The 22673-nt window shown below is 57.8% G+C and carries 21 protein-coding genes and 1 pseudogene; 17 read left to right on the plus strand and 5 right to left on the minus strand.

Annotated features, from left to right (window positions below; genetic code table 11):
• Window positions 1-174: 174 nt before the first annotated feature.
• Entirely contained in the window at window positions 175-1416 is a 1242-nt protein-coding gene (locus tag LQ215_RS17880) for an OprD family porin (protein WP_230151778.1), read from the plus strand.
• Between the two features lie 269 nt (window positions 1417-1685).
• A complete protein-coding gene (locus LQ215_RS17885) occupies window positions 1686-2258 on the plus strand; it encodes a phosphoglycerate mutase family protein (protein WP_230151781.1) in 573 nt (190 codons plus the stop codon).
• Here LQ215_RS17885 and LQ215_RS17890 read toward each other — a convergent pair.
• Window positions 2247-2927, minus strand: a complete 681-nt coding sequence (locus LQ215_RS17890) for a class I SAM-dependent methyltransferase (RefSeq protein ID WP_230151784.1) — start codon at window positions 2925-2927, stop codon at window positions 2247-2249. The two genes, LQ215_RS17885 and LQ215_RS17890, sit on opposite strands and share 12 nt — an antisense overlap.
• Before the next feature lie 79 nt (window positions 2928-3006).
• Window positions 3007-3606 carry a TetR/AcrR family transcriptional regulator gene (locus LQ215_RS17895; protein WP_230151786.1) on the minus strand — a complete coding sequence of 200 codons (600 nt, stop codon included), beginning with the start codon at window positions 3604-3606 and terminating at the stop codon, window positions 3007-3009.
• A gap of 164 nt (window positions 3607-3770) precedes the next feature.
• On the opposite strand from LQ215_RS17895, the gene LQ215_RS17900 reads away from it, so the two are divergent.
• The 4 genes from LQ215_RS17900 to LQ215_RS17915 all read left to right on the plus strand — a co-directional run bounded on the left by LQ215_RS17900 (window position 3771) and on the right by LQ215_RS17915 (window position 9687).
• Window positions 3771-4937 (plus strand): ATP-NAD kinase family protein, encoded by a 1167-nt coding sequence (locus LQ215_RS17900; RefSeq protein ID WP_230151788.1) that lies wholly within the window; start codon window positions 3771-3773, stop codon window positions 4935-4937.
• 35 nt (window positions 4938-4972) lie between these two features.
• Window positions 4973-6376: an aminomethyl-transferring glycine dehydrogenase subunit GcvPA gene (gene gcvPA, locus LQ215_RS17905; RefSeq protein ID WP_230151789.1), complete on the plus strand. Its 1404-nt coding sequence runs from the start codon at window positions 4973-4975 to the stop codon at window positions 6374-6376.
• Window positions 6373-7929 (plus strand): aminomethyl-transferring glycine dehydrogenase subunit GcvPB, encoded by a 1557-nt coding sequence (gcvPB, locus tag LQ215_RS17910; protein WP_230151791.1) that lies wholly within the window; start codon window positions 6373-6375, stop codon window positions 7927-7929. The genes gcvPA and gcvPB overlap by 4 nt, the downstream gene beginning before the upstream one ends.
• A 135-nt stretch (window positions 7930-8064) precedes the next feature.
• Window positions 8065-9687 carry an acyl-CoA synthetase gene (locus LQ215_RS17915; RefSeq protein ID WP_230151793.1) on the plus strand — a complete coding sequence of 541 codons (1623 nt, stop codon included), beginning with the start codon at window positions 8065-8067 and terminating at the stop codon, window positions 9685-9687.
• A gap of 156 nt (window positions 9688-9843) precedes the next feature.
• Here the strand turns inward: LQ215_RS17915 and LQ215_RS17920 are convergent.
• Window positions 9844-9936, minus strand: a pseudogene (locus LQ215_RS17920) (hypothetical protein); the annotation flags it as partial.
• Between the two features lie 104 nt (window positions 9937-10040).
• On the opposite strand from LQ215_RS17920, the gene LQ215_RS17925 reads away from it, so the two are divergent.
• The 11 genes from LQ215_RS17925 (at window position 10041) to LQ215_RS17975 (ending at window position 20861) form a co-directional block, all read left to right on the plus strand.
• The gene (locus LQ215_RS17925) at window positions 10041-11564 is read left to right on the plus strand and encodes an amino acid permease (protein ID WP_230151795.1); all 1524 of its coding nucleotides are present in this window, start codon (window positions 10041-10043) and stop codon (window positions 11562-11564) included.
• Entirely contained in the window at window positions 11557-12348 is a 792-nt protein-coding gene (locus LQ215_RS17930; RefSeq protein WP_013693392.1) for an SDR family NAD(P)-dependent oxidoreductase, read from the plus strand. Before LQ215_RS17925 ends, LQ215_RS17930 begins: the two co-directional genes overlap by 8 nt.
• A 92-nt stretch (window positions 12349-12440) precedes the next feature.
• A complete protein-coding gene (locus LQ215_RS17935; RefSeq protein WP_230151797.1) occupies window positions 12441-13352 on the plus strand; it encodes a helix-turn-helix domain-containing protein in 912 nt (303 codons plus the stop codon).
• Window positions 13353-13595: 243 nt separating this feature from the next.
• The gene (locus LQ215_RS17940) at window positions 13596-14450 is read left to right on the plus strand and encodes a MurR/RpiR family transcriptional regulator (protein WP_003201957.1); all 855 of its coding nucleotides are present in this window, start codon (window positions 13596-13598) and stop codon (window positions 14448-14450) included.
• Between the two features lie 38 nt (window positions 14451-14488).
• Entirely contained in the window at window positions 14489-15028 is a 540-nt protein-coding gene (gene ddpX / locus LQ215_RS17945; RefSeq protein WP_230151798.1) for a D-alanyl-D-alanine dipeptidase, read from the plus strand.
• Window positions 15029-15189: 161 nt separating this feature from the next.
• On the plus strand, window positions 15190-16770 hold the full coding sequence (locus LQ215_RS17950; protein ID WP_230151800.1) for an ABC transporter substrate-binding protein: 1581 nt from the start codon (window positions 15190-15192) through the stop codon (window positions 16768-16770).
• Window positions 16771-16846: 76 nt separating this feature from the next.
• The gene (locus LQ215_RS17955; RefSeq protein ID WP_230151802.1) at window positions 16847-17863 is read left to right on the plus strand and encodes an ABC transporter permease; all 1017 of its coding nucleotides are present in this window, start codon (window positions 16847-16849) and stop codon (window positions 17861-17863) included.
• 1 nt (window position 17864) lies between these two features.
• On the plus strand, window positions 17865-18746 hold the full coding sequence (ddpC, locus tag LQ215_RS17960) for a D,D-dipeptide ABC transporter permease (RefSeq protein WP_013693388.1): 882 nt from the start codon (window positions 17865-17867) through the stop codon (window positions 18744-18746).
• A gap of 2 nt (window positions 18747-18748) precedes the next feature.
• Window positions 18749-19738 (plus strand): ABC transporter ATP-binding protein, encoded by a 990-nt coding sequence (locus LQ215_RS17965; protein WP_230151803.1) that lies wholly within the window; start codon window positions 18749-18751, stop codon window positions 19736-19738.
• Window positions 19738-20706, plus strand: coding sequence for an ABC transporter ATP-binding protein (locus LQ215_RS17970; protein ID WP_230151805.1), 969 nt, complete (start codon window positions 19738-19740; stop codon window positions 20704-20706). The genes LQ215_RS17965 and LQ215_RS17970 overlap by 1 nt, the downstream gene beginning before the upstream one ends.
• Complete coding sequence (locus LQ215_RS17975; RefSeq protein ID WP_230151807.1) at window positions 20688-20861, plus strand: hypothetical protein; 174 nt, start codon at window positions 20688-20690, stop codon at window positions 20859-20861. The genes LQ215_RS17970 and LQ215_RS17975 overlap by 19 nt, the downstream gene beginning before the upstream one ends.
• A 205-nt stretch (window positions 20862-21066) precedes the next feature.
• On the opposite strand, the gene LQ215_RS17980 is transcribed toward LQ215_RS17975, so the two are convergent.
• Together LQ215_RS17980 and LQ215_RS17985 are read right to left on the minus strand one after the other, a co-directional pair.
• On the minus strand, window positions 21067-22119 hold the full coding sequence (locus tag LQ215_RS17980) for a DUF6602 domain-containing protein (protein WP_230151808.1): 1053 nt from the start codon (window positions 22117-22119) through the stop codon (window positions 21067-21069).
• A gap of 77 nt (window positions 22120-22196) precedes the next feature.
• Window positions 22197-22649: a hypothetical protein gene (locus LQ215_RS17985; RefSeq protein WP_230151809.1), complete on the minus strand. Its 453-nt coding sequence runs from the start codon at window positions 22647-22649 to the stop codon at window positions 22197-22199.
• Window positions 22650-22673: the final 24 nt, after the last annotated feature.

The following is a 22673-nucleotide window of genomic DNA, read 5'->3' on the forward strand; positions in this document are numbered from 1 at the left end:
GCATCAAATTTTCTTATGCCCGATCCGGCTTTTTTCCCGTTTGACGCTGCGCGGATCCGCCGCAAAGAATCCGCTCCACGACGCAGGCCCACTGCGTCGGCATCCCATGACAACAATAACGAGGCGTGCGCACAGCCCTGGAGGGTTCGCTCGCGCCCATAAAAGGAGCGCGCCATGCAACACGCCACATTCCTTCGATGGACCTGGACCTCGGCGGGCACCTTGCTCGGCCTGAGCCTGATTGGCGTGCCGAACGCCCAGGCCGACTTCATCGCCGACAGCAAAGGCAGCCTGGAGGCCCGCAACTTCTACTTCAACCGCGACTTCCGCCAGGAGGGGGCACGGGACAAGGCCGAGGAATGGGCGCAGGGCTTTTTGCTGCGGATGGAGTCGGGATACACCGCCGGGACCGTGGGTTTGGGCCTCGATGCCTTGGGCATAGCCGGTTTCAAACTGGACTCCGGGGGCGGTACGGCGGGCACCAACCTGTTGCCAGCGGATTTGTCTGGCGGTTCGCAAGACCGCTATGGCGAACTGGGCCTGACCGCCAAAGTTCGCGTATCCAACAGCACCTTGAAACTGGGAACCTTGCAGATCAAAGACCCTGCAGTGAGTTCCAACGACACGCGCCTGTTGCCGGGAACGTTCAAGGGCGGCTTGCTGAGCGTGCAGGAAATCGACCGCTTGAAGCTGACCGCCGGGCAACTCACGCAGATCAACTTTGTCGACTCCACCGACTACCAGGACATGACCGCCAACCGCATCGGCGGCAGCAGCGACACGTTCCAGTTCGCCGGAGCGGACTATCAGTTCCTGCCCAACCTCACGGCGCAATATCGCTACAGCCTGTTGGAAGACATCTACCAGCAAAACTACCTCGGCTTCGTCCACACGCTGGACTTGGGCGCAGGCCAGTCGTTCAAGAGTGACGTGCGCTATTCGCGCAGTAGCGAAGACGGCCGTTTTCGCCCACTCGACAACCAGGCCTTCGGCGCCATGTTTACCTACAGCCTGGCGGGCCATGCGTTGGGCCTGGGCTACCAGCGCATGAGCGGCGACGATCCGTTCCCGTACATCGGACGCAGCGATCCCTACCTGGTCAACTTCGTGCAGATCGGCGACTTCGCCAACATCGACGAGCGTTCCTGGCAAGCGCGTTACGACTACAACTTTGCGGCCATTGGCGTACCCGGATTGACCTTCATGACCCGCTACATCTCCGGCGACAACGTCCAGCGCAGCGCACCGGACGAAGGCAAGGAATGGGAACGCAACACGGATATCGCCTATGTGGTGCAGGATGGCAGGTTGAAGGGGCTGGGCTTGAAATGGCGCAACGCGACGGTGCGCTCGAATTTTGGCAATGATTTGGATGAGAACCGGTTGATTGTCAGCTATACGATGGCGCTTTGGTAAGCTCCGACAATTTCTGGTCAGAGCTTGCTCTTGCTGGGTTCTGTAGGCGCTGGCGAGGCCTGCGATCTTTTGATCTTTCGCTTGAGATTTAAGTGTTAGGGGAAAGATCGCAGCCTCGTTGCACTCGACAGCTCCTACACAGCTCCTACACAAGCTCCTACACAAGCTCCCTCGCCACGATGTTTCACAAACTCGATGAATGGCGTCGTTACGTGTATACAGGTGCGCTTCGAAAGGGATTTTCAAGACAAAACAAGGGAGCTGTCGCTGTGATTTACCTGATACGCCATGCCACGCCGCTGATCGATTACAAGCCCTGCAATGCGCATTCAGCCAAACTGCTGCTGGATGAATACAATCAGACCTCAGCCATCGATGAGGGTGAAATTGCCGCATTCCTGAGCCAACCGGACTTGTCCCAAGTGCTTTTGGCGACCGAAGCCAACATCATTTCCTCGCCCGTCAACAGAGCCTACGCGACGGCATGCCGGCTATTTGAAGCCACACGTATCCAACAGGATGCTCGACTACGTGAATACGACCTGCGGCTGAGCAGCATTCCCATCCTGAAAATGGGCGTGAGGCATTGGTTCGCCTTGCACAGGATCCTGTGGTTGTTGGGGATTTCACTGGGAGCCGCCAGCCGAAAAGCCGAACACCAGCGGGCGCTCGGTATCGCCGATGAGCTTTACAACAGCTGTGGCGAACCGGGGAAGACCACGTTCGTTATCTCCCACGGCATGTTTCTCAGAACTGTCAGGAAAACCCTGCAAAAGCGCGGACTGCACGCGCGCAGGGTGTATCGCGCGGGGTGTTTTACCGTCGAGTCGCTAACGCCATGACGGGGATTGCTCGGCCACGAGCAGTAACGACTGCGGCATTGGGCTTTGTGGATGCTGCGGTTCCTGCAGGACCAGCAACCGAAAACCGGCCATGTCCAGGGCGTTAAGCCAACTGGACAAGGTGCGCAAGTACCACGGCATGGGTTGCCATTGGCCTTTGAATCCATCGAAGGTTTCTTCTCGCCAACCGTCCTGATAATCGCCTGCCGCCACGGTCCATGGATGCAGCGTCTGAACCACCAGCGCGCCGCCAGGGCTGAGCAGGGCGTTCATCGCCGCAAGCAATGGAATGATGTCCTGGTGCAACAGGGCGAAGTTGGCGCAGATCAGGTCGTAGCCGCTGCCGACGTCCACTTTCGCCTCCACCAACGCGTCATAGCTTGCCAGATGCACCGGCGAGGAACCCGCCGCCCGCGCCGCATCGACCAGCGTCGCGTCGCCATCCACACCCACCGCTTCGATGCCCCGTTCAGCCAGCGCGCGCAACAGCCAGCCTTCGCCGCACCCCAGATCGAGCACGCGCTCGGGCTGGCGGCTCTGCACGGCCAGTAGCATGGCCTGGTCCGTGACCGTCATCCGGCTTTCGATGGCACCCGTGCGGATGGCTTCGATCCAGGATTGAGCGTTGTGGTGCCAGCTTTGGAGGAGGGTGGTTTGCGAGGACGACATTGATCCAGCTCCGCAATGGATTGGCTAAGCATAGGCCAATCCGCCAGCAGCGCGCCCAGGAAGATCAACTGCGCGCTTGTTACTGACGCTGACTGGTCAGCAGCAATCCGCCAGCCAATGCCCGGAAACTCTCGACGGCTTTCTCGCAGGCCGTGTGGGGATCCTCTGCATGGGCAATCCACAAGGAAGCGCCGAGCAGAGCCCCCATGATCAGGCGCGCCGTCGCTTCAGTGTCGACCGTGCGGATCGTCCCTTCATCGATCAGCTTTTCAAGGCTGCGCTGGGTGCTGCGAATGCAAGCGTTCTGGGTCGGCCATTGCGATGGATCGCCCAACACCGCCGGACCGTCAAGGAACACGAGGCGTTGGATTTCCGGTTCCAGGGACATCTTGATGTAGGCGATGGACTCATCAATGAAGCCGTCCCAGGTCGTGCTTGCTTTTTCGATGATGATCGACAGGCGCTCCATCATTTCCCCGTCGATCTGGGCAATGACGGCCTGTAGCAAGCCCTTTTTGTCACCGAAATGGTGGTACAGCGCACCACGGGTCAGACCCGCTTGAGCAGTAAAGTCGTCCATCGAACTGTCCGCATACCCCTTCGCAGCAAATGCTTCCCGCGCAGCCTTGATCAGTTTGCCGCGCGTCTGCTCAATCATGTCCGCACGCTTCTGCGCCATCGGTTGCCTTCCTTACAAAAAAATAAAATTAACATTCGCGGCGTATGCGAGTTGACATACGCCGTGTATGTCGTATTTTGTCTGACATACGCGGCGTATGCAACAGACCTGAGACGTGTGTTCCCAGGCTTTGGCGCCCGCCATACAACACAGGATACCGATCAATGCGTGCACTGCGCGATTCCGATGTTTCACTCCATTACGCAGGTCAGGGGAAAACCCTCGGGCTGATCGTCAACCCGGTCGCCGGCATGGGTGGGCCTGTGGGCTTGAAGGGTACTGATGGCGCCGAGGTCCTGCAGGAAGCGAGGCGTCGTGGTGCGCAACCCGTCTCAAGCGAGCGGGCCTTGCTCGCGCTCAAGCGCCTGGCGGCTTCGAAGGTGCCATTTCGACTGGTTACCGGCTCTGGAGCACTGGGCGAAGATGTCGCGCGCGCCGCCGGTCTCGAGCCGATTGTCGTCTACACGTCTTCACCCGGAGCGAGCGGGCCCGATGACACACGACAGGCCGCGTTGGTGATGGCGAACTCCTCGGTCGATCTGCTGCTTTTCGCCGGAGGCGATGGCACGGCGCGTGATGTGCTGGGAATGGTCAACGATCGCGTGCCCATTCTGGGTATCCCGACAGGCGTGAAGATGTATTCCGCCGTGTTCGGCACCAATGCGCAGAACGCTGGAAATCTTGCGGCACGCTTCATCGCCGCCGAACCTTCGGTGCGCTTTCGCGAAGCCGAAGTCATGGACATCGATGAGGCTGCAATGCGCAGCGATCAGATGTCCGCGCGCCTTTATGGCTACGCATGCAGCCCCCACGAGCGCCATCTGACGCAAAACGCCAAGGCGGGCTCCGTTGCCAATGAAAACCTGGCGCTCGACGCCGTGTCCCGACAGGTCGTCCGGTCGATGAAGCCTGGTTGCCTGTACTTGTTGGGGCCCGGCACCACGACGCGGCGCATCATGACCGAGCTCGGCCTGCCTTCGACACTGCTGGGCGTAGACGCGGTCATGGACGGTGCCCTGGTGGGCGCTGATCTCAATGAGCACGCGTTGATCCGTCTGATGGAGGGGTATGAGACCCACATCATTGTCGGCGTGCTGGGCGGTCACGGCAGCTTGTTCGGCCGTGGCAATCAGCAGATCAGCGCTGAGGTCATCCGCCGGGTAGGGCGTGAACACATCTCGGTGATCTCCTCGATGGACAAGCTCCTTGCCCTCGATTCCGGCTGCCTGCGCGTCGACACGGGTGACGCCGAAGTCGACGCCATGCTCAGTGGCCACCTACGCGTGCACACCGGGCCTGACCGGTCCGTGTTTTTCAAGGTTCGCGCCTGATCAGTTGTTTCATCCGAAAAAACGAGGATAACCCCATGAGTCATCATGTCGCCCATCCCTATATGGCGAACTCCGTTCCTGCGCTCAAACAGCAGATGCTCGACTCGATCGGTGTCGACAGCATTGAGCAGCTGTTCCAGCAGATTCCCAAGGAACACCGACTGCAACGTCCGCTTGATTTACCGCCGGCACTCAACGAGAGCGAGCTGCGTCGGCACCTGGTCAGCACGCTGGCGAAGAACAAGACCTGCGAGCAAAACCTCAATTTCCTCGGTGCCGGCTGTTGGCAGCATCACGTTCCGGCCGCCTGTGACGAAGTCGTGCGTCGCAACGAGTGGCTGACCTCGGTTTTTGGTGAGCCCAGCTCCGACCACGGTCGCAATCAAGCCTGGTTTGAGTTCTGCAGCCAGCTCGGCGAATTATTGAATATGGACTTGGTCGGCCTGCCCGTGCGCAGTTGGGGTTGCGCGGCGGGCCACGCGATTCGTATGGCAACCCGCATGACAGGGCGCAATGAAGTGGCGGTGGTCCGTGCCATCGATCCGGAGCGGCTGTCGATCATCCGCAATTATTGCGAACCGGTGGAAATGCCGGGGCACATCACCGTGCGACTCATCGACTTTGACCCGCAAACCGGCTTGCTTGACCTTGATCATCTTCGCACCTCGATCGGTGCGCAAACGGCCGCTGTCTATTTCGAAACACCGTCGTATTTCGGTGTGATCGAACAGCAAGGCGCCGAAATCGCCGCAATGGCCCATGCCGTGGGTGCCGAAGTCATCGTCGGCGTCGACCCGATCTCCCTGGGCGTGCTGGCCGCACCGATTGATTTCGGTGCCGACATCGTGGTGGGTACCACTCAACCGCTGGGTGTGCACATGAATTGTGGTGGCGGCGTCAGCGGCTTCATTGCATCTCGCGACGAGGAAAGGTACGCCCACCAATATCCGACGCTGTTCATCAGCATCGCCGAAACCACCCAGCCCGGCGAATACGGGTTTGGCCTGAGCCTGTTCGAACAATCGTCCTATGGCTTGCGTGACAAGGGGAACGACTGGACCGGTCACTCGGTTTACATGTGGGCCATCGCCAACGCCGTCTATATGGCAATGATGGGGCCAAAAGGCTTCGAGGATGTGGGCAACCTGATCCTGCAACGTGCTCACTACGCGGCCAAGTTGCTGGGTGAAGTTCCGGGTGTGAAGGTGACGTTTGCTTCCGGTTTCTTCAAGGAGTTCGTGGTGAATTTCGACGCCACCGGGCTGAGCGTGAAGGCCATCAACAAGCGGCTGCTCGCGCTCGGGATCTTCGGTGGGAAAGACCTGACCCAGGACTTCCCGGCGCTTGGGGCCAGCGCCCTCTACTGCGTCACCGAGATTCATACCCAGGCCGATATCCAGCGCCTGGCGGCTGCACTCAACAAGGTAATCGCACAATGAGCACGACACTCAAGCAGTACCATGCCCCTGTCTGGAGCGAACCCGTCATTCTGGAAATGGGCTACCCCGGTCGTCGTGGGGTGATCTTTTCCGAGGTCGAGGACGATGTACAAGCGGCTGTCGGCAGCGCCGAGGGTTTGATCCCGGCCAACATGCGCCGCCCGCGCCAGCCCGCGTTGCCGCAGATGTCCGAACCTGAAGTGCTGTATCACTACCTGCGCCTGTCGCAGCAGACCTTGGGCATGATGAACATCAGCCTCTTTGGCACCTGCACCATGAAGTACAACGCCCAGATCAACGAAGCGATGGCCTGGCGGCCGGAAATCACCCACGTTCATCCACACCAGGACGAGGACACCCTGCAAGGCGCGCTGCAAGTGGTGCATGGCATGGACATGATCCTGCGTGAGTTGTCCGGGATGGATCAATTCATCTTCCAGGCGGGCGGCGGGGCCGACGCCGCGTACACCAGTTGCGCCGTGACCCGTGCCTACCACGCTTCCCGTGGCGAGCTGGCGCAGCGAGACGAGATCATTACCACGATCCAGACTCACCCCAGCAGCGCCGCGACGGCCGCTGCCGCCGGGTTCAAGGTCATCACCCTGATGATCGAGGAGAACGGTTACCCGTCCCTGGAATCGCTCAAGGCTGCCGTGTCCAATCGCACGGCGGCGCTGATGGTGAACAATCCCGACGACATGGGCGTGTACAACCCGCACATCCGCGAGTGGGTGCAAGTGGTTCACGATGCCGGTGGCTTGTGCTTCTACGACCACGCCAACTTCAACGGCGCGATGACCAAGATCCGTGCCCGAGAGCTGGGTTTCGACGCCTGCATGTTCATGTTGCACAAGACCTTCGGCGCGCCAAAAAGTGGCGTAGGGGGACCGGCAGTGGGGGCCTATGGTTGTTCGGCGCAGCTGGCGCCGTTCTTGCCGGCGCCGGTGGTGGCCTTCGATGGCGAGCGCTACTGCCTTGATTACGACCGCCCGCAGAGCTCGGGCAAGATCCGCGAGTTCTGGGGGAACGTGCCGGTCATTCTCAAGGCTTACGCCTGGTCTCGTGCCATGGGCGCGCAAGGGATGACCGAGGCATCGGATATCTCGGTACTGGCCAACAACTACATGGAAAAGGGCCTGCTGGCGATACGCGGAGTGACTCGCTCCCATCCTGAGGCCACGAGCCCGAGGATGGAGATGACACGCTACAGCCTCGAGCAGCTCAAGGAGGACACCGGGGTGGACGTCCACGATGTCCAGAACCGCATGAGCGATTTCGGTATCGATCCGATGTGGAGCAGCCACCATCCGTGGCTGGTGCCAGAACCTTTTACGCCCGAACCGGGCGAGATGTATGGCAAGGAGGCGCTGGACACTTGGATTGCAGTGCTTGCACGCATATCCGACGAGGCCTACTCGAACCCGGAAATCGTCAAGACTTCGCCGCATAACCAGGCGATCCATCGGTTGAAAAGTGCGCCGCTGGAAGATCCAACGCGCTGGGCCATGACCTGGCGCGCACACGTGCGCAAGAACAAGCAACAGTCCGCTTGAGCCAAGTTGCCGACGCTGCAGCGGCCCCATCGAGCAGGTGGGGCCGTTTTTGAAACCTGATCAGAGCTAACAATCAGCCATCGGCGGTTGCCAGCCGGACAAAACAGTCTGGCGATCGCCCTACAGGAAAACCTCATGTCGATTTTCGAAACAGGGCTCGCGCCCTCGGCCGTCAACCATATCGCCCTCTCTCCGCTGAGCTTCATCGAGCGTACAGCTTCTGTCTACGGCGAGTATCCCGCCGTGATCCACGGCGCCATCCGACGCAACTGGCAACAGACTTATGAGCGCTGCCGGCGCTTGGCCAGCGCATTGGACCGGCGGGGGATCGGCAAGAGCGATACGGTAGCGGTGATGCTGCCCAACATACCGGCGATGCTAGAAGCCCACTTCGGCGTGCCGATGATCGGCGCGGTCCTCAATACGCTGAATGTACGCCTGGATGCGCGGGCCATTGCCTTCATGCTTGAACACGGCGAAGCCAAGGTGTTGATCACTGATCGGGAATTTCACCCGGTGATTCGTGAAGCCCTGGGATTGCTCTCCCGTCCGCCCTTGGTGGTCGACGTCAACGATCCGGAGTACGGCGAAGGCAGCGCCGTCAGCGACCTGGACTATGAAGCGCTCCTGGCGGAAGGCGATCCGCAGTTCGCCTGGCACTGGCCTGAAGATGAATGGCAAGCCATCTCGCTCAACTACACCTCCGGCACCACGGGCAATCCCAAGGGTGTCATCTACCACCACCGGGGGGCCTATCTCAATTCATTGGGTAATCAGATGACCTGGGCCATGGGACACCACCCGGTGTTCCTGTGGACATTGCCGATGTTCCATTGCAATGGCTGGTGTTATCCGTGGACAGTCACCGCGCTGGCCGGGACTCATGTATTCCTGCGTCGGATCGACCCGCAGAAGATTGTTGCGTTGATTAAGGAGCATCGAGTCAGCCACCTGTGTGGTGCGCCGATCGTCTTCAATGGGTTGGCCAACCTGTCCGAATCGGCACAGGTCGGCCTCGATCATCCGGTCCACGCCATGCTCGCGGGCGCGGCCCCGCCGGCCAAAGTCATCGGTGCGGTGGAGGAAATGGGCATCAAGGTCACCCACGTCTACGGCCTGACCGAGGTTTACGGCCCGGTGACCGTTTGCGCCTGGCAAGGGCAATGGGACAACCAGCCGTTGGATGAGCGTGCAAAGATCAAGTCGCGCCAAGGCGTGCGCTATCCGACGCTGGAAGGGCTGATGGTTGCCGATCCGCAAACCCTTGAGCCGGTAACTTCCAATGGCACGAGCATTGGCGAAATCTTCATGCGTGGAAACACCGTCATGAAGGGCTACTTGAAAAATCCGAAAGCGACGCGCGAAGCGTTCGAAGGTGACTGGTTCCACACCGGTGACCTGGCGGTTCGTCACCCTGACGGCTATGTGGAAATCAAGGATCGGCTCAAGGACATCATCATTTCAGGCGGGGAGAACATTTCCACCATAGAGGTCGAAGACGTCCTCTATCGTCACCCGGCGGTACTTGAGGCTGCCGTGGTTGCCCGCCCTGATGAAAAGTGGGGCGAAACCCCGTGTGCCTACATCACGCTCAAAGTCGACCATCAGGACACCCAGGAAGCCGACATCATCCTGTTCTGCCGCGAGCATTTGGCGGGCTTCAAGGTGCCCAGAACCGTGGTGTTCATCGAGTTGCCGAAAACTTCGACAGGCAAGGTCCAGAAGTACTTGCTGCGAGACTGGGCCAAGGCACTCTGAACAGAGCCCCATTGGAGGGTGAGCAATAGAACGCCTGATGCCTTGGTAGTGCAATGAGATGACGATAAATCACCGCAATGACCACCAAGGCTGACCGAGATTACTGTCAGGAATGCGGTCTCGTTCCAAGCTTATTGTCCTTTAGCAGTTCTTTCTTATGGCCACGGCCGTAATCACCGCATCCAGGGAAAAGACCGCGTCCAGTACCACAATCTGCGCAACGATAGGCCAGAACATCGCATAACGAGAACGCTGCGTCGACATGTCCCCTTGGAGACATAGGCAGCTTGCGCGGTGCATTCGAAGATGACGGTCGGGGAGTTTGCCCTGAACAAGATTTGGAGGATCACCGCGTGGACAGAACAACAAAAGCGCCGACGGCGGCTGTTAACCCGTCAGGGATCAGCTACCAAAGTGTAGAAAGCGGTTACTTTGAACAACGTCGCCTGCAGCGTCACGCAGGATTCTTCACTCTGCTGATTCTCGGTGTCGGTGCGGTGGTGGCGGGTCAGTATTCCGGTTGGAACCTTGGCTTGGCCCAAGGCTTTGGTGGCATGTTTTTGGCCTTGCTGATCATTGCCGTCATGTACCTGTTTCTTTGCTCCTCAATCGGCGAAATGGCGGCCGCGCTGCCACATACCGGCGGCGCCTATTCTTTTGCGCGTACGACAATGGGCCCGTGGGGAGGATTCAGTACAGGCCTTGCGGAAAACATCGAATTCATCCTGGCCCCTGCGGGGAACATGTTTTTCATGGGGGCCTACCTGACTGCAATTTTCGGTACTGGCCCCGAATGGCAACCTGTCTGGTGGGTGGCAGGTTATGCCTGCATGCTGCTGCTTTCGAACCGGGGCTTGGGTGTGTCGATGCGCGCGGTCGTGCTCATTACCCTCGCGGCGGTGTCAGTGTTGGTTGTGTTCTTCATTGCGGCTTACCCGCATATGGATTTCACCGGTAATGCCCTGAACCTTGCAGCTGACGCCGCAGGCAAGCCGGTCGAAGTGCAGGGCGGTAACGGACCGTGGCTGCCGTTCGGACTGACCGGCGTCATGCTTGCATTGCCGTTTGCCGTCTACATGTTTCTGGCCATCGAGCAATTGCCGCTGACTGCCGAGGAATCGCATAACCCGACCCGGCATTTGCCGCTGGCATTGGTCTGGGGCACCGTGATTCTTGCGGTATTGGCGTTGGGTGTGTTGTTTTTCAGTGCATCGATCGGCGGCGGCAGCTTCTTCATGAGTACTTCGTCCGAACCGCTACTCGATGGCTTCCGGGAGATTTTCGGGCACACCGCAAGCAAGCTGTTGTCAGCAGTGGCCGTGCTGGGGCTGGCGGCGTCGTTCCTGGCGGGCAGCTTTGCAGCAGGACGCAATATCTATTCGCTGTCGCGTGCCGGTTACTTGCCAACCGGGCTATCGGTTACACACCCGACCCGCAATACACCGAATATTGCACTGGCCACCGGGGCGCTGGCTGCACTGGGTATCCTGATGCTCTGCTGGTTTACTTTCGGCAAGGATAACAACGCATTGATGGGCGGAATCCTGGTGAGCATGATTGTGTTCGCCGGGATGATTTCCTACATCTTGCAAAGCGTCGCTTATATTCGCTTGAGGCGCTCCTTCGCGGATTTGCATCGGCCTTATCGCAGCCCTTACGGAATATTCGGAGCAGTCGCGGTGATCATCATTGCAACCGCGACACTGATTTATCAGTTCCTCGATCCTCTCTATAAATGGGCGGCCCTCGCTGCTGCCTGCTGGTACCTGATCGGGATTGCTTATTTCGCTTTCTATCGTCGTCATCGCCTGGTGTTGTCACCTGAAGAAGCATTCGCCGTGAGTGGCGGTCGTGAAGGGAATCCGCAAAATGACTAATGTTGAACGATCCAAAGGCAAGGGCCGCCTGGCCGGAAAAGTGGCCATTATCACCGGTGGCGCCGGCGGTTGCGGCGCTGCCGCAAGTCGGTTGTTCGCCGCTGAAGGGGCCAAAGTGATCATTATCGATTTGAATGGCGATGCCGCCGTCAACCTGGCGTCGCAGATCATTGCCGACGGCGGCCAAGCGTTGGGATTGGGCGCCGATGTCTCGCAAGCCGTTCAGGTGCGTGAGGCTATCGCCCGGGGGCTGGCGGAATTTGGCCCGGCGGACGTGCTTTTCAACCACGCCGGCACCTTGATCGTGAAGCCTTTTCTGGACGTGCAGGAGCATGAGTGGGACTGGCTTATGGCCGTGAACGTCAAGAGCATGTACCTGGTTACTCAGGCGGTGCTTCCACAAATGCTTGCCAAGGGCTCGGGCAGTATCGTGTGCACCTCGTCGATCTCCGCGCAGTATGCGACCCCAGGCGAGGTCGTATACAACGCCAGCAAGGGCGCATGCCAGATGTTTGCGCGGGCCATTGCCGTCGAGTTTCGTGATCGCGGTATCCGCTGCAACGCAGTCGCCCCGGGTTTTATCCGTACCCCGCACGGCGAGCGGGAAATGCGCGACTTGCAACTGATGGGGGTGGATGCCAGTGAAGCGGCAATCAAGTCGCAGCAGGGGAGGCTTTGCGAGCCGGAGGAGGTCGCACGGGCCGCGTTGTTTTTAGCCAGCGACGATGCTTCATTTGTCAGTGGCACGCAGCTGTTTGTAGACAACGGTTTTTCAGCGGTCTAAATCAATCGTGGCAAGAAATATGCTTGCTCTTTATCGCTGGGTTAAGGGTGCGCTCACTAGCAGGGCGCACTGGATAAAGACAAGGGGATGGCATGGCAATTTCAGTTCCGAATGGCAGACGTGGCATGGATGCCGCGCCCGTCCTTGATGCATGGCACTGCGCGACGCCCGGCTTGGTCGCATTGCTGCAGTGTGATGGCTTTGCCCGACAGTTGGATGAGTCTTTATGGGCCGTTGCGAGTTTCGACCAAAGCTGCGTGCTGTTTTACCCAACGGACGGCTCACCGGTGTTACTGCACAACAATCTGCAAGGTATCTGCGAACCGGGGGCGATGCATAGCTATCTTAACGGTACGTATTTGCTGGACCCGGTTTATACCGCTTGCGCTCACGGCAAGGCGACCGGACTTTATCGCATGAGCGAATTGGCCCCTGATGCTTTCTTCGAGGGTGATTACTTCAATTCCCCCGATGTGCATCCCTGTATTTCCATGCAGTCGGGCACATTGGCTGAAGAAATTGTCTTCATCTCTGCATTGCCGGGCATTGGTCACCTTGCTTATTCACTGATGCGGCAGAACGCTTCTCCGACGTTTTCCGCCTTGCAGTTCGAAGGTTTACAGGGTTGCGGTGCGATGGTCGATGTATTGCTGCAACGTCACTATCAAGGCGTTTGCGCCCATCACGACGACAGTGCATCAGCCTTGAAAGAGCATTTGAACAACGCTTTTTCGCGATTCGCCGCTGATCAGCTAACCCCCCGCGAACAATTGATCGTCAGCATGATCCTGCGTGGACACTCCAGCCTTTCGATTTCACTGCACCTTGGTATCGCGGAGGGCACGGTAAAAAATCACCGCAAGCACCTGTATTTCAAGCTCGGCATTTCCAGCCAATCCGAGCTGTTTCATCTGTTCGTGAATTTTGTCCTTAGTCATACCTCAAATGTGCCCTTTGCCAATGCTGTTAACGCGCGAGTGTTCCAGGAAGCTTTTGCCCATTAACGAAGTTCAGGGTTGATTGCCGCAGGAGCACGCGCTCGAAAAGAGCCCGTTTTTTCATAAAAGGGGGGGAGTGGGGATTCGTTTCCCTTCAAGCTCAACCGCGTTGTGCCCCCGCCCAATCACTGCAGGACGTCTGCTGAAAATAGTCATTGTATTGCTTCGAAATCGAATGTTATTGTTATAACACAGCAAAAATTGATGACAACACAATAACATTTCGCGTTCGGGAGCTCTGGAAAATCCATGGAAAAGAACAGCTTCCTGCAGTTGCTGGAGCGAGAGTTCTCCAACCTGACCCCGACGGGCAAGCGGATCGCCAGTTATCTGCTGGGTAACCCAGAACAGCTTCCGTTCGAGTCGGCCGATAGCATCGCGCAGCAGACCTCCACCACGGGAATATCCGTAGGGCGCTTTTTTCGATCCCTTGGCTACCAGAACATCGATGAAGTCAAACAGAGCCTGCGCGTTGAAACGCCGGCGTCGTGGCTTATCACCGATCGCATCGGCGCCTTTCGTGCCGAAAGCAACCAGCAAGATGCTCTTGATCGTTCCCTGAGTCGCGAGATCGAGGCCATTCGGTATGTCTACGGTCTGGCGCGCAGCGACGCCTTCGCCGATATCGTGCAACGCATCTACGAAGCCGATGCAGTGTTCATTCTCGGCATTCAGTCCACGCGAGGGATTCTCACAGCGTTCCATAGCCACCTTGAGTACATCCGGCCCAAGGTCTACTACGTCGATGGACTGTCCGGCATTTACGCTGAAACCCTGAATTCCGGCTTTGCCAATCCCTACGCAATCATTGCGGATTTCCGTGCTTATTCCAGCGTGACTCAGACTTTCTGCGACGCGGCCATAGACAACAATCTCCCATTGGCCCTGATCACCGACCTGCAATGCCCCTGGGCCAGAGACTACCCACTTGACCTCTTGCAACTGAAAACCGATGTCGGGCAGTTCTGGGATTCACCTGCGCCATTGGCCTGCCTGTTGAATCTCATCGTGTCGGCCGTTGCTGAGAAATACGGGGATCGACTCGATGAGCGCTTGGCCAAGAACCGTCAATTGCAAAAAGCTTTCGGTCAGTTCGAAGGCTGATCTTCATCGTCCCACTGAATCCCAACTGGAGTATTGGCGTGAACAACAGCCCCCTTGTAGAGATCGATGCCCAGCGCTACCAAGTGCAAATCGATTTGATCTACGCCGGTGCAGACAACCTGGCAGGAAGAGTGATTTATCCAAATGCGCGTTGCCTGTTACATCGCCAGGCTGCCGACTGTTTGTACAGGGCCAGCCAGCTCGCGCGTCAGGCCGGGTTTACCCTTCGCATCTACGATGCCTATCGGCCGCCTTATGCCCAGTACCTGTTGTGGGACGCGCTGCCAAACAACGACTACGTGCGTGACCCACATTTGGGCTCCCATCACAGCCGTGGCGTGGCGGTGGACCTGACCCTGGTCGGTACTGATGGCGAGCCGCTGGATATGGGGACTGAATTCGACGCAATGGAAGAGAAATCCCACCAGTTCTATCCCGACTTGCCAGTAGACGTGCAACGCAATCGACTGCTGTTGGTGGGAATCATGCTCGCCGCCGGCTTCCAGGCGATTGCCACCGAGTGGTGGCATTACGAACTTCCGGATGCCGACGATTACCCCTTGCTGGAAGACGTTTAAACCACGGATTCACCAACAGATAGCACCGCGCAGCCCACGCTCAGTGCGGCTGATAACAATAACAAGACAGCATTACTTACGTTTCACCTGCAACTGCCCGGTTATAGCTTTTATAAAAAACCTGACGTACTTCCCTCTATCGAATGATCAAGGAAACCGGCATGAACCCAATGAACACCGTGACCCGCAAATCCTTTCCCGGCGCCGGCAAGCTATTGCTGAGTGTTTTGTGCAGTGCATTGAGCCTCGGTGCCTGGCAGGCCGCGACAGCGGCTGTACCACCAGACACCCTGGTCATCGGCAAACCCGCTGATCCCCAGACCCTCGACCCGGCCGTGACCTTTGATAACAACGACTGGACCATTACCTACCCATCGTACCAGCGCCTGGTCGGCTACAAGGTCGAAGGCGACAAAAGCAGCACCGAAGTTCAGGGTGACCTGGCCGAGAGTTGGACCGTTTCTCCGGACAATCTGGTCTGGGAATTCAAAATCAAACCTGGCAACAAATTTGACGACGGCGCCCCTGTAGATGCCGCCGCGGTGAAGTTTTCCTTTGATCGCTTGATGACTCTCAAGCAGGGACCTTCCGGTGCATTTCCGGAGGACATGGTGGTCGCGGTTGTCGACCCGCAGACCATCCGGTTCACCCTGAAGACGCCTTTCTCGCCGTTCCTGTTTACCCTGGCCCACAACGGTGCGTCGATCATCAACCCCGCTGTGGTCAATAAAAGCGCGGACGTCAATGCCTGGCTGTCGAGCCACACCGCAGGCTCCGGTCCCTTCCGCTTGAGCAACTGGCAAAAAGGCCAGTCGTTGACCATGGAGCCGAACACCTACTTCGCCGGCCCCAAGCCTGCGCTGAAAAGCGTGGTCATCAAGATCATCGGTGAGCCCTCCGTGCGTCGCCTGCAATTGGAGCGGGGTGACCTGGACATCATCGAAGACATGCCCGAAGACCAGCTCGGCGTTCTTGCCAGCAAGCCCGGCGTGGTGGTGAAGGAGTTCCCGTCGCTACGGGTCACCTATCTCTACCTGAACAACAAAAAGGGCCCACTGACCAGCGTCGATGCTCGTCGTGCGATCACCGAAGCGGTGGACTACAACGGCATCGTCAAAGGCATTCTCAGGGACAAGGCCAAGCTCCTGAATGGGCCAATCCCGGACGGCATGTGGGCGTATGACAGTTCGTTGCCGCCGATGAAGCAGGACATGGCAGCCGCCAAGGAAAGCCTCGCCAAAACGTCGCAGAAAATCACCAACCTCAGCTACATGTATTCGGACAAGGATCCTAACTGGGAACCGATCGGCCTGACCCTGCAAGCAGCATTGGCGCCGCTGGGTATCAACCTCAAGCTGGAAAAGCTCGCCAACGCCACGCTGCGTGAGCGCGTCGGCCAGGCGGACTACGACATCGCGGTCGGTGCCTGGAGCCCTGACTTTGCCGACCCGTACATGTTCATGAACTTCTGGTTCGACTCCAAGATGCAGGGCCTGCAGGGCAACCGCTCGTTCTATAGCAACCCGCAAGTCGACAAGTTGATTCGAGAAGCGGCCGCTAATAGCGACACCGCGAAGCGCGTCGAGCTGTACCAGACCGCGCAGAAAATGGTGCTCAAGGACAGTGTCTACGCCTACCTCTACCAGAAGAGCTACACCTTGCCGATGCGTGATTCGGTCAAGGGTTACGTGTTCAATCCCATGCTCGAACAGGTGTTCAACTTGGGCAGTATGAGCAAATAAACCGGCTCCCTCGCGCTGGCCATTCGTGGCTGGCGCGGTTTCTGGTTTTCGTCGTGGGTGCTACTGAGGTGCCAAAATGGCCTTCCTGACTTTGTTGCGCAAGCGCCTGCTCGGCCTGTTGCTGGTCGTGTTCGGCGTTTCGCTGATTACCTTTGCAATTTCGCACCTGATCCCGGGTGATCCTGCTCGATTGATCGCCGGCGACCGTGCCAGTGATGCGTTGGTGGCAGGCATACGTCATCAACTGGGATTGGATCTGCCGCTGTATCAACAATACGGTCGTTACCTGATGGACCTGGTGCAGGGAGACCTGGGAACCTCGATACGCACCAGCCGTCCCGTGCTGGAAGACTTGCAGACGTTCTTCCCGGCAACACTGGAGTTGGCGCTGGTAGCGCTGGTGCTCGCGATCCTGACCGGCGTGCCGCTTGGCGTGCTATCAGCGGTTTACCACAATCGGGCGATTGACCAGATCGCCCGCACGCTTGCAGTCACCGGCATTTCAACGCCGGCCTTTTGGCTGGGGCTGGGCGCAATCGTTCTGTTCTACGGGCATCTGGGCTGGTTGCCAGGAGGAGGGCGGCTGTCCGAAGGGCTTGCTCCGCCGCCGACAATCAGCGGTTTTTATCTGCTCGACTCGCTGCTCGCCGGGGAGGGCGCGCTGTTTCTCGATGCCGTGGAGCATCTGATTCTGCCGGCGGCGACCCTGGGGTTCGTGACCTTGGGCGTCGTCGCACGACAGATTCGTTCAGCCATGCTTGATCAACTCGGCGAAGACTATATCCGCACCGCCCGCGCCTACGGCTTGTCCCGTTGGACTGTGGTCCTGCGCCATGCACTGCCTAACGCGCTCATCCCTTCGGTGACAGTTCTGGGGCTGACCCTCGGAGATTTGCTGTATGGCGCAGTACTGACCGAAACGGTCTTCGCCTGGCCCGGCATGGGCGCCTATGTCGTCAAGTCGATCCAGTCGCTGGACTTCCCGGCAGTGATGGGCTTCGCCATTCTGGTTTCGTTCATCTATGTGCTGCTGAACATGGCCATCGATATTGTGTACCGCGTGATCGACCCACGCATCGGCGAGGTAAGTTGAAATGTCCGCTACCCTGATGGCCACGCGCCGCCCGCGCTGGAACGAAAAATTCGCCTATCTGACCTACCGCATCCGCCGCAGTCCGCTGACCATGGCGGGCCTGGCGATCACCTGTATCGTCTTGCTGTGCATGATCTTCGCCCCTTGGCTCGCCAGCCACGATCCCAACGCGCTGAACTTGGCCGAACGCCTGGCGCCGCCATCCAGCAGCCATTGGTTCGGCACCGACGAAGTCGGCCGCGACCTGTTCAGCCGCGTGCTGTTCGGGAGCCAGCAGTCGGTGGGTGTCGGTCTGTTCGTGGCTTTTGCATCCTGTTTTATCGGCGGGTTGCTGGGATGCTTTTCCGGGGTCATCGGTGGGCGTTTCGACGCATTGATCATGCGCCTGATGGACATCATGCTGTCGGTGCCATCGCTGGTGCTGATCATGGCCTTGGCGGCGGCGTTGGGCGCGAGCCTGTTCAACGCGATGCTGGCGATTACGCTGGTACGAATTCCGTCCTATGTCCGGCTAGCCCGCGGCCAGGCCTTGAGCATCCGCGAGATGGGTTATGTCAAGGCCGCCCAAACCTTCGGGGCAGGGCGCTGGCACCTGGTGCACTGGCACGTGGCGCGCAACGCAATGCCGCCATTGCTGGTGCAGTTGAGCCTGGATATCGGCAGCGCGATCCTCATGGCCTCGGCCTTGGGCTTTATCGGCCTGGGAGCGCAGCAGCCTACGGCCGAGTGGGGCGCGATGGTCGCCACCGGGCGCAACTACATCCTCGATAACTGGTGGTACTCGACCTTTCCCGGCCTGGCGATTCTGATCACGGCCACCGGGTTCAACTTGCTGGGCGATGGCGTACGCGATCTGCTCGACCCACGGCAACAGGGGAAATGACCATGCATGCGTCGAGTCCAGTATTGTCCATCGACAACCTGAGCCTGGAATTCCCGGCTTACAAAAACAACGTCAAAGCCCTGAACGGCGTGTCGCTGCACGTCAATCCCGGCGAAATTGTCGGCGTTGTCGGCGAGTCCGGATCGGGCAAGTCGGTCACGGCCATGCTCAGCATGCGATTGTTGCCCGAGCGCAGCTATCGCATCACCGCCGGCAGCCTGAGCATGCTCGGTCGCGACATGCTGGCAGCGCCTGAAAAGGAGTTACTGACGATTCGTGGGCGCGATGCCGCGATGATTTTCCAGGAGCCGATGACTGCTTTGAACCCGACCCGGCGTATCGGCAGGCAAATGCTCGATGTGATCATTCATCACCAGAAAATCAGCGCCGCCCAAGCCCGTCTCAAGGCGATCGCACTGTTGCGCGACATGCACATTGCCAGTCCGGAGCAGGTATTGGAGAGCTATCCTTTCGAGCTGTCTGGCGGCATGCGTCAGCGGGTGATGATCGCGCTGGCGTTCTCCTGCGAGCCCCAATTGCTGATCGCCGACGAGCCGACAACGGCCCTCGACGTGACCGTGCAACGCCAGGTGTTGTTGCTGTTGCGAGAAAAAGCCAGGCAGCGGGGCACGGCCATCTTGCTCATCACCCATGACATGGCGTTGGTTTCGCAGTTCTGCGACCGGGTCTACGTCATGTACACAGGGGCAGTGGTCGAGGAGGGCCGCACGGCCGATGTCATGGGAAATCCGCAACATCCCTATACGCAAGGTTTGCTCAGTGGTCTGCCAGAAATGGTCGAGCCGGGCCAGCCGCTGCTGACCATTCCCGGTCAAGTGCCGAACCTGGCCTCTTTGCCGGTGGGCTGTACTTTTCAGGAGCGGTGTACGTACGCCATGCCGATTTGTAGCAAGCGCCCGAATCTCAACACTATCAACGGTAATGACCAACGTAAAAGCGCGTGCTGGTTACCGGCCAAGGAGCTTTCGTGATGAACAGTGCCGTCCTTCAACCCAACACCCAAATGGCGCCCACGATTCTTCAACTTGACGATGTTCACGTTCGTTTCCCCGTGAGCAATGATTGGTTGGGGCGGCCGCGCGGATATGCCCATGCCCTGAACGGTATTGACCTTCAGGTGCGGGCAGGCGAAACCCTGGGTATTGTCGGCGAGTCAGGTTGCGGTAAGAGCACCTTGGCCCAGCTGTTGATGGGCCTGGTGCCGCCCAGCAGCGGGGGGCTGAACTGGGCCAATCGCAGCGGCGAAGGCCGCAGCAACGTTCAGATTGTTTTCCAGGATCCACAGTCGTCCCTTGATCCGCGCCTGCCTATCTGGAGAATCATCACCGAGCCGTTATACGCCCGAGGCCATGTCAGCCATGCGCAGATGCGGGATGTGGCCGCCAGGGTCGCGGCCCAAGTCGGCATCCGCCCGGAATACCTGGACCGCTTCGCGCACCAGTTTTCCGGGGGGCAGCGTCAGCGCATTGCCATTGCCCGAGCCCTTTCGTCAGACCCGGATATCATTGTCCTGGACGAGCCCACCTCGGCGTTGGACATCTCGGTCCAGGCGCAGATTCTCAACCTGCTGGCCGAGCTGCAAAGTGCCCGCAATCTGACTTACATCCTGATTTCCCACAACGTATCAGTGGTGCGTCATATGGCTAACCGGGTAGCGGTGATGTATTTGGGGCAAATCGTTGAACTGGGCAGCGCGGCTCAAGTACTCGATCAGCCACGTCACCCCTATACCCGTTTGTTGCTCGAGTCGGTACCACGACTGGGCGCGCCGCTGCACGACGAGCAAGTCGCGGCGCCTACCGAATTACCAGGGAACCGCCGACTACCGAGTGGCTGCTTCTTTCGTGAACGGTGCAATCTATGCACCGCTGGCTGCGAGAATCCTCAGGTATTGCTGGGGAATGAGCAGCAGTGTGTGCGATGTCATTTACAGGATTGAGACACTGGCCGGGCAATATCCGCGAACGGCAGAATGTCATCGAGCGTGCGTTGATTACCGCAACCGGCGCGGAATTGAACATCGACTTGCCCAATGCAGCGGCGTCCAGCCAGGTCGATGTGGTCGAGGTCAATTCGCGAATCATGACCGATTGAGAATGGCTGCACAGGGTAACCAGGCAGAATCTGAAATATATTGTTACGTGTAATGTATATTATGTTAAACGGCATGTTTGGGGTTGTTCACAGCATCTGTCACGCACTGATTCGACAGGCCCGTTTCTGCCGTCGACTCTCTCAACGGGCCATGCCCTTGTTCATGGTTGATTTTTGAGGTGGATGCTTACCCAGCCGAGCACTTTTATTGCGGGTGCGTCCACGCCCACTCTAGGTTGGTTTCGTCTTCGATGTTAGCTATCCAGTGTTTTTTGAACTCAGCACCAAGCGTGTCGATACTCCAACCATAAATAGGCGCCAGGATTCTAGAGTCAAAATCATAGTAAATGCTTGGGTTACGCTCAGAAATAGCCCCTTCTCGCCACAAGAGCAAATAAAGACCAGACAAAAAAGCCCCTATATGACTGTGCCCGGGATATCTCCACATCATTGAATATTGTTCATCTTCGAGTTCCGCCAGCCTGTGACTCGATATACTGAAGCGATAGCAGAGCTGTACATCGGGAAGCCAATCGGCCGGATACTTTTCAGAATAATTTATGGTTTTTGACGCGACTATGGAAAATGCATCTGCTACGAGCAATAGATCAATCGATTTGGCTGGATGTGAGGGCGGACCTAGACTTTCTAGTTTTTTAATAAGCGCTGTGCATTCGGCGTCATTTGTCGCTAAGGTTCTTGAGAGTTTGTTTCTGGTGGCGGGCGTGAACTTACTTGATAGCGCCAGCACACCATAGACAATGGGAGACACAAGCTCCTCTCGCGCAGTCCCTGTACGATGATGCAATCTCAGTTTTTGGGCCGTTTTATGAATTTTTTCTAAGTGTCCCGGCACAAGTGTCAGTTTTACTTCAAAGGCGGCAATCACATACTGAACAGGCACATAAGTCCGCGAAACAACGGGTGGCATATCTTTTACAAGGATGATATCAAGCTGCGGAGATTCTATATCTCTACCTAGAAACACCCTGCCATCCATAACGATTTCCACTTCGGGGTCCAGGTAATCTCGTAGAAACTTCCTAAAAATTTCTTGGCACTCTTTTCCAGCAGTACCACTATCAGAGCCTACAACCGCCTGCAGAAAATCATACTGGTGCTCCATGTTGTCTTGTGACGTCATTAGCGACGTTTTTATATTCAATGTCGACAAATAATTTTCTGAAGACCTAAATTCCCTTTCGAGGTATTCGAGGAGGTCGACTTTATAGTCGGGGGTTGATTCGTCGTTGAACACGGCCTCATTCCTTTGGTTGTTATAGGTGCATCCCTAGTGTCATCGAATCGATATCGACAGCTTCAGCCCGAAGCGTATCATTGTGCCGCTAAGGTTTGTGGTGTACGCAAGTATGCAACGAACCCTTCCCAGTCATGAGCCTGATATTTTTCCAACATTCGTTTAGGCAACTTGAGCTGCGAGATGGGCCAATCGATTGAAACCTGCCAATCGATTTCGTCCAGAATCTGTTGGCCGGTGAAATATCGGACGTCATCTACCGTGGTGTTATAGATCAAAAAAATGCGTTCAGGATTTGCACTGACCGTTAAACGACTGAGCCCACGCTGATTGTTCCAGTTCACGCCGCTCTTGATCTGTACCTCAAAATAACGCCCCTGATACCCGACGAGTCCGTCTATCCCTTTATCATCGACCAAAGACGGGAACACGTCGAAACCTTCACCGAGCAGGTACCCCCAGATGGCGAATTCGTTGCGCTTTCCAATGGCCAGCTTATTCTTCTTTAAGGTGCGTCCTTCTTCTTGCATGGCGGGTTTTCCATCGATCATCCA

Source organism: Pseudomonas brassicacearum (assembly GCF_918698105.1).
GTDB lineage: Bacteria > Pseudomonadota > Gammaproteobacteria > Pseudomonadales > Pseudomonadaceae > Aquipseudomonas > Aquipseudomonas brassicacearum_F.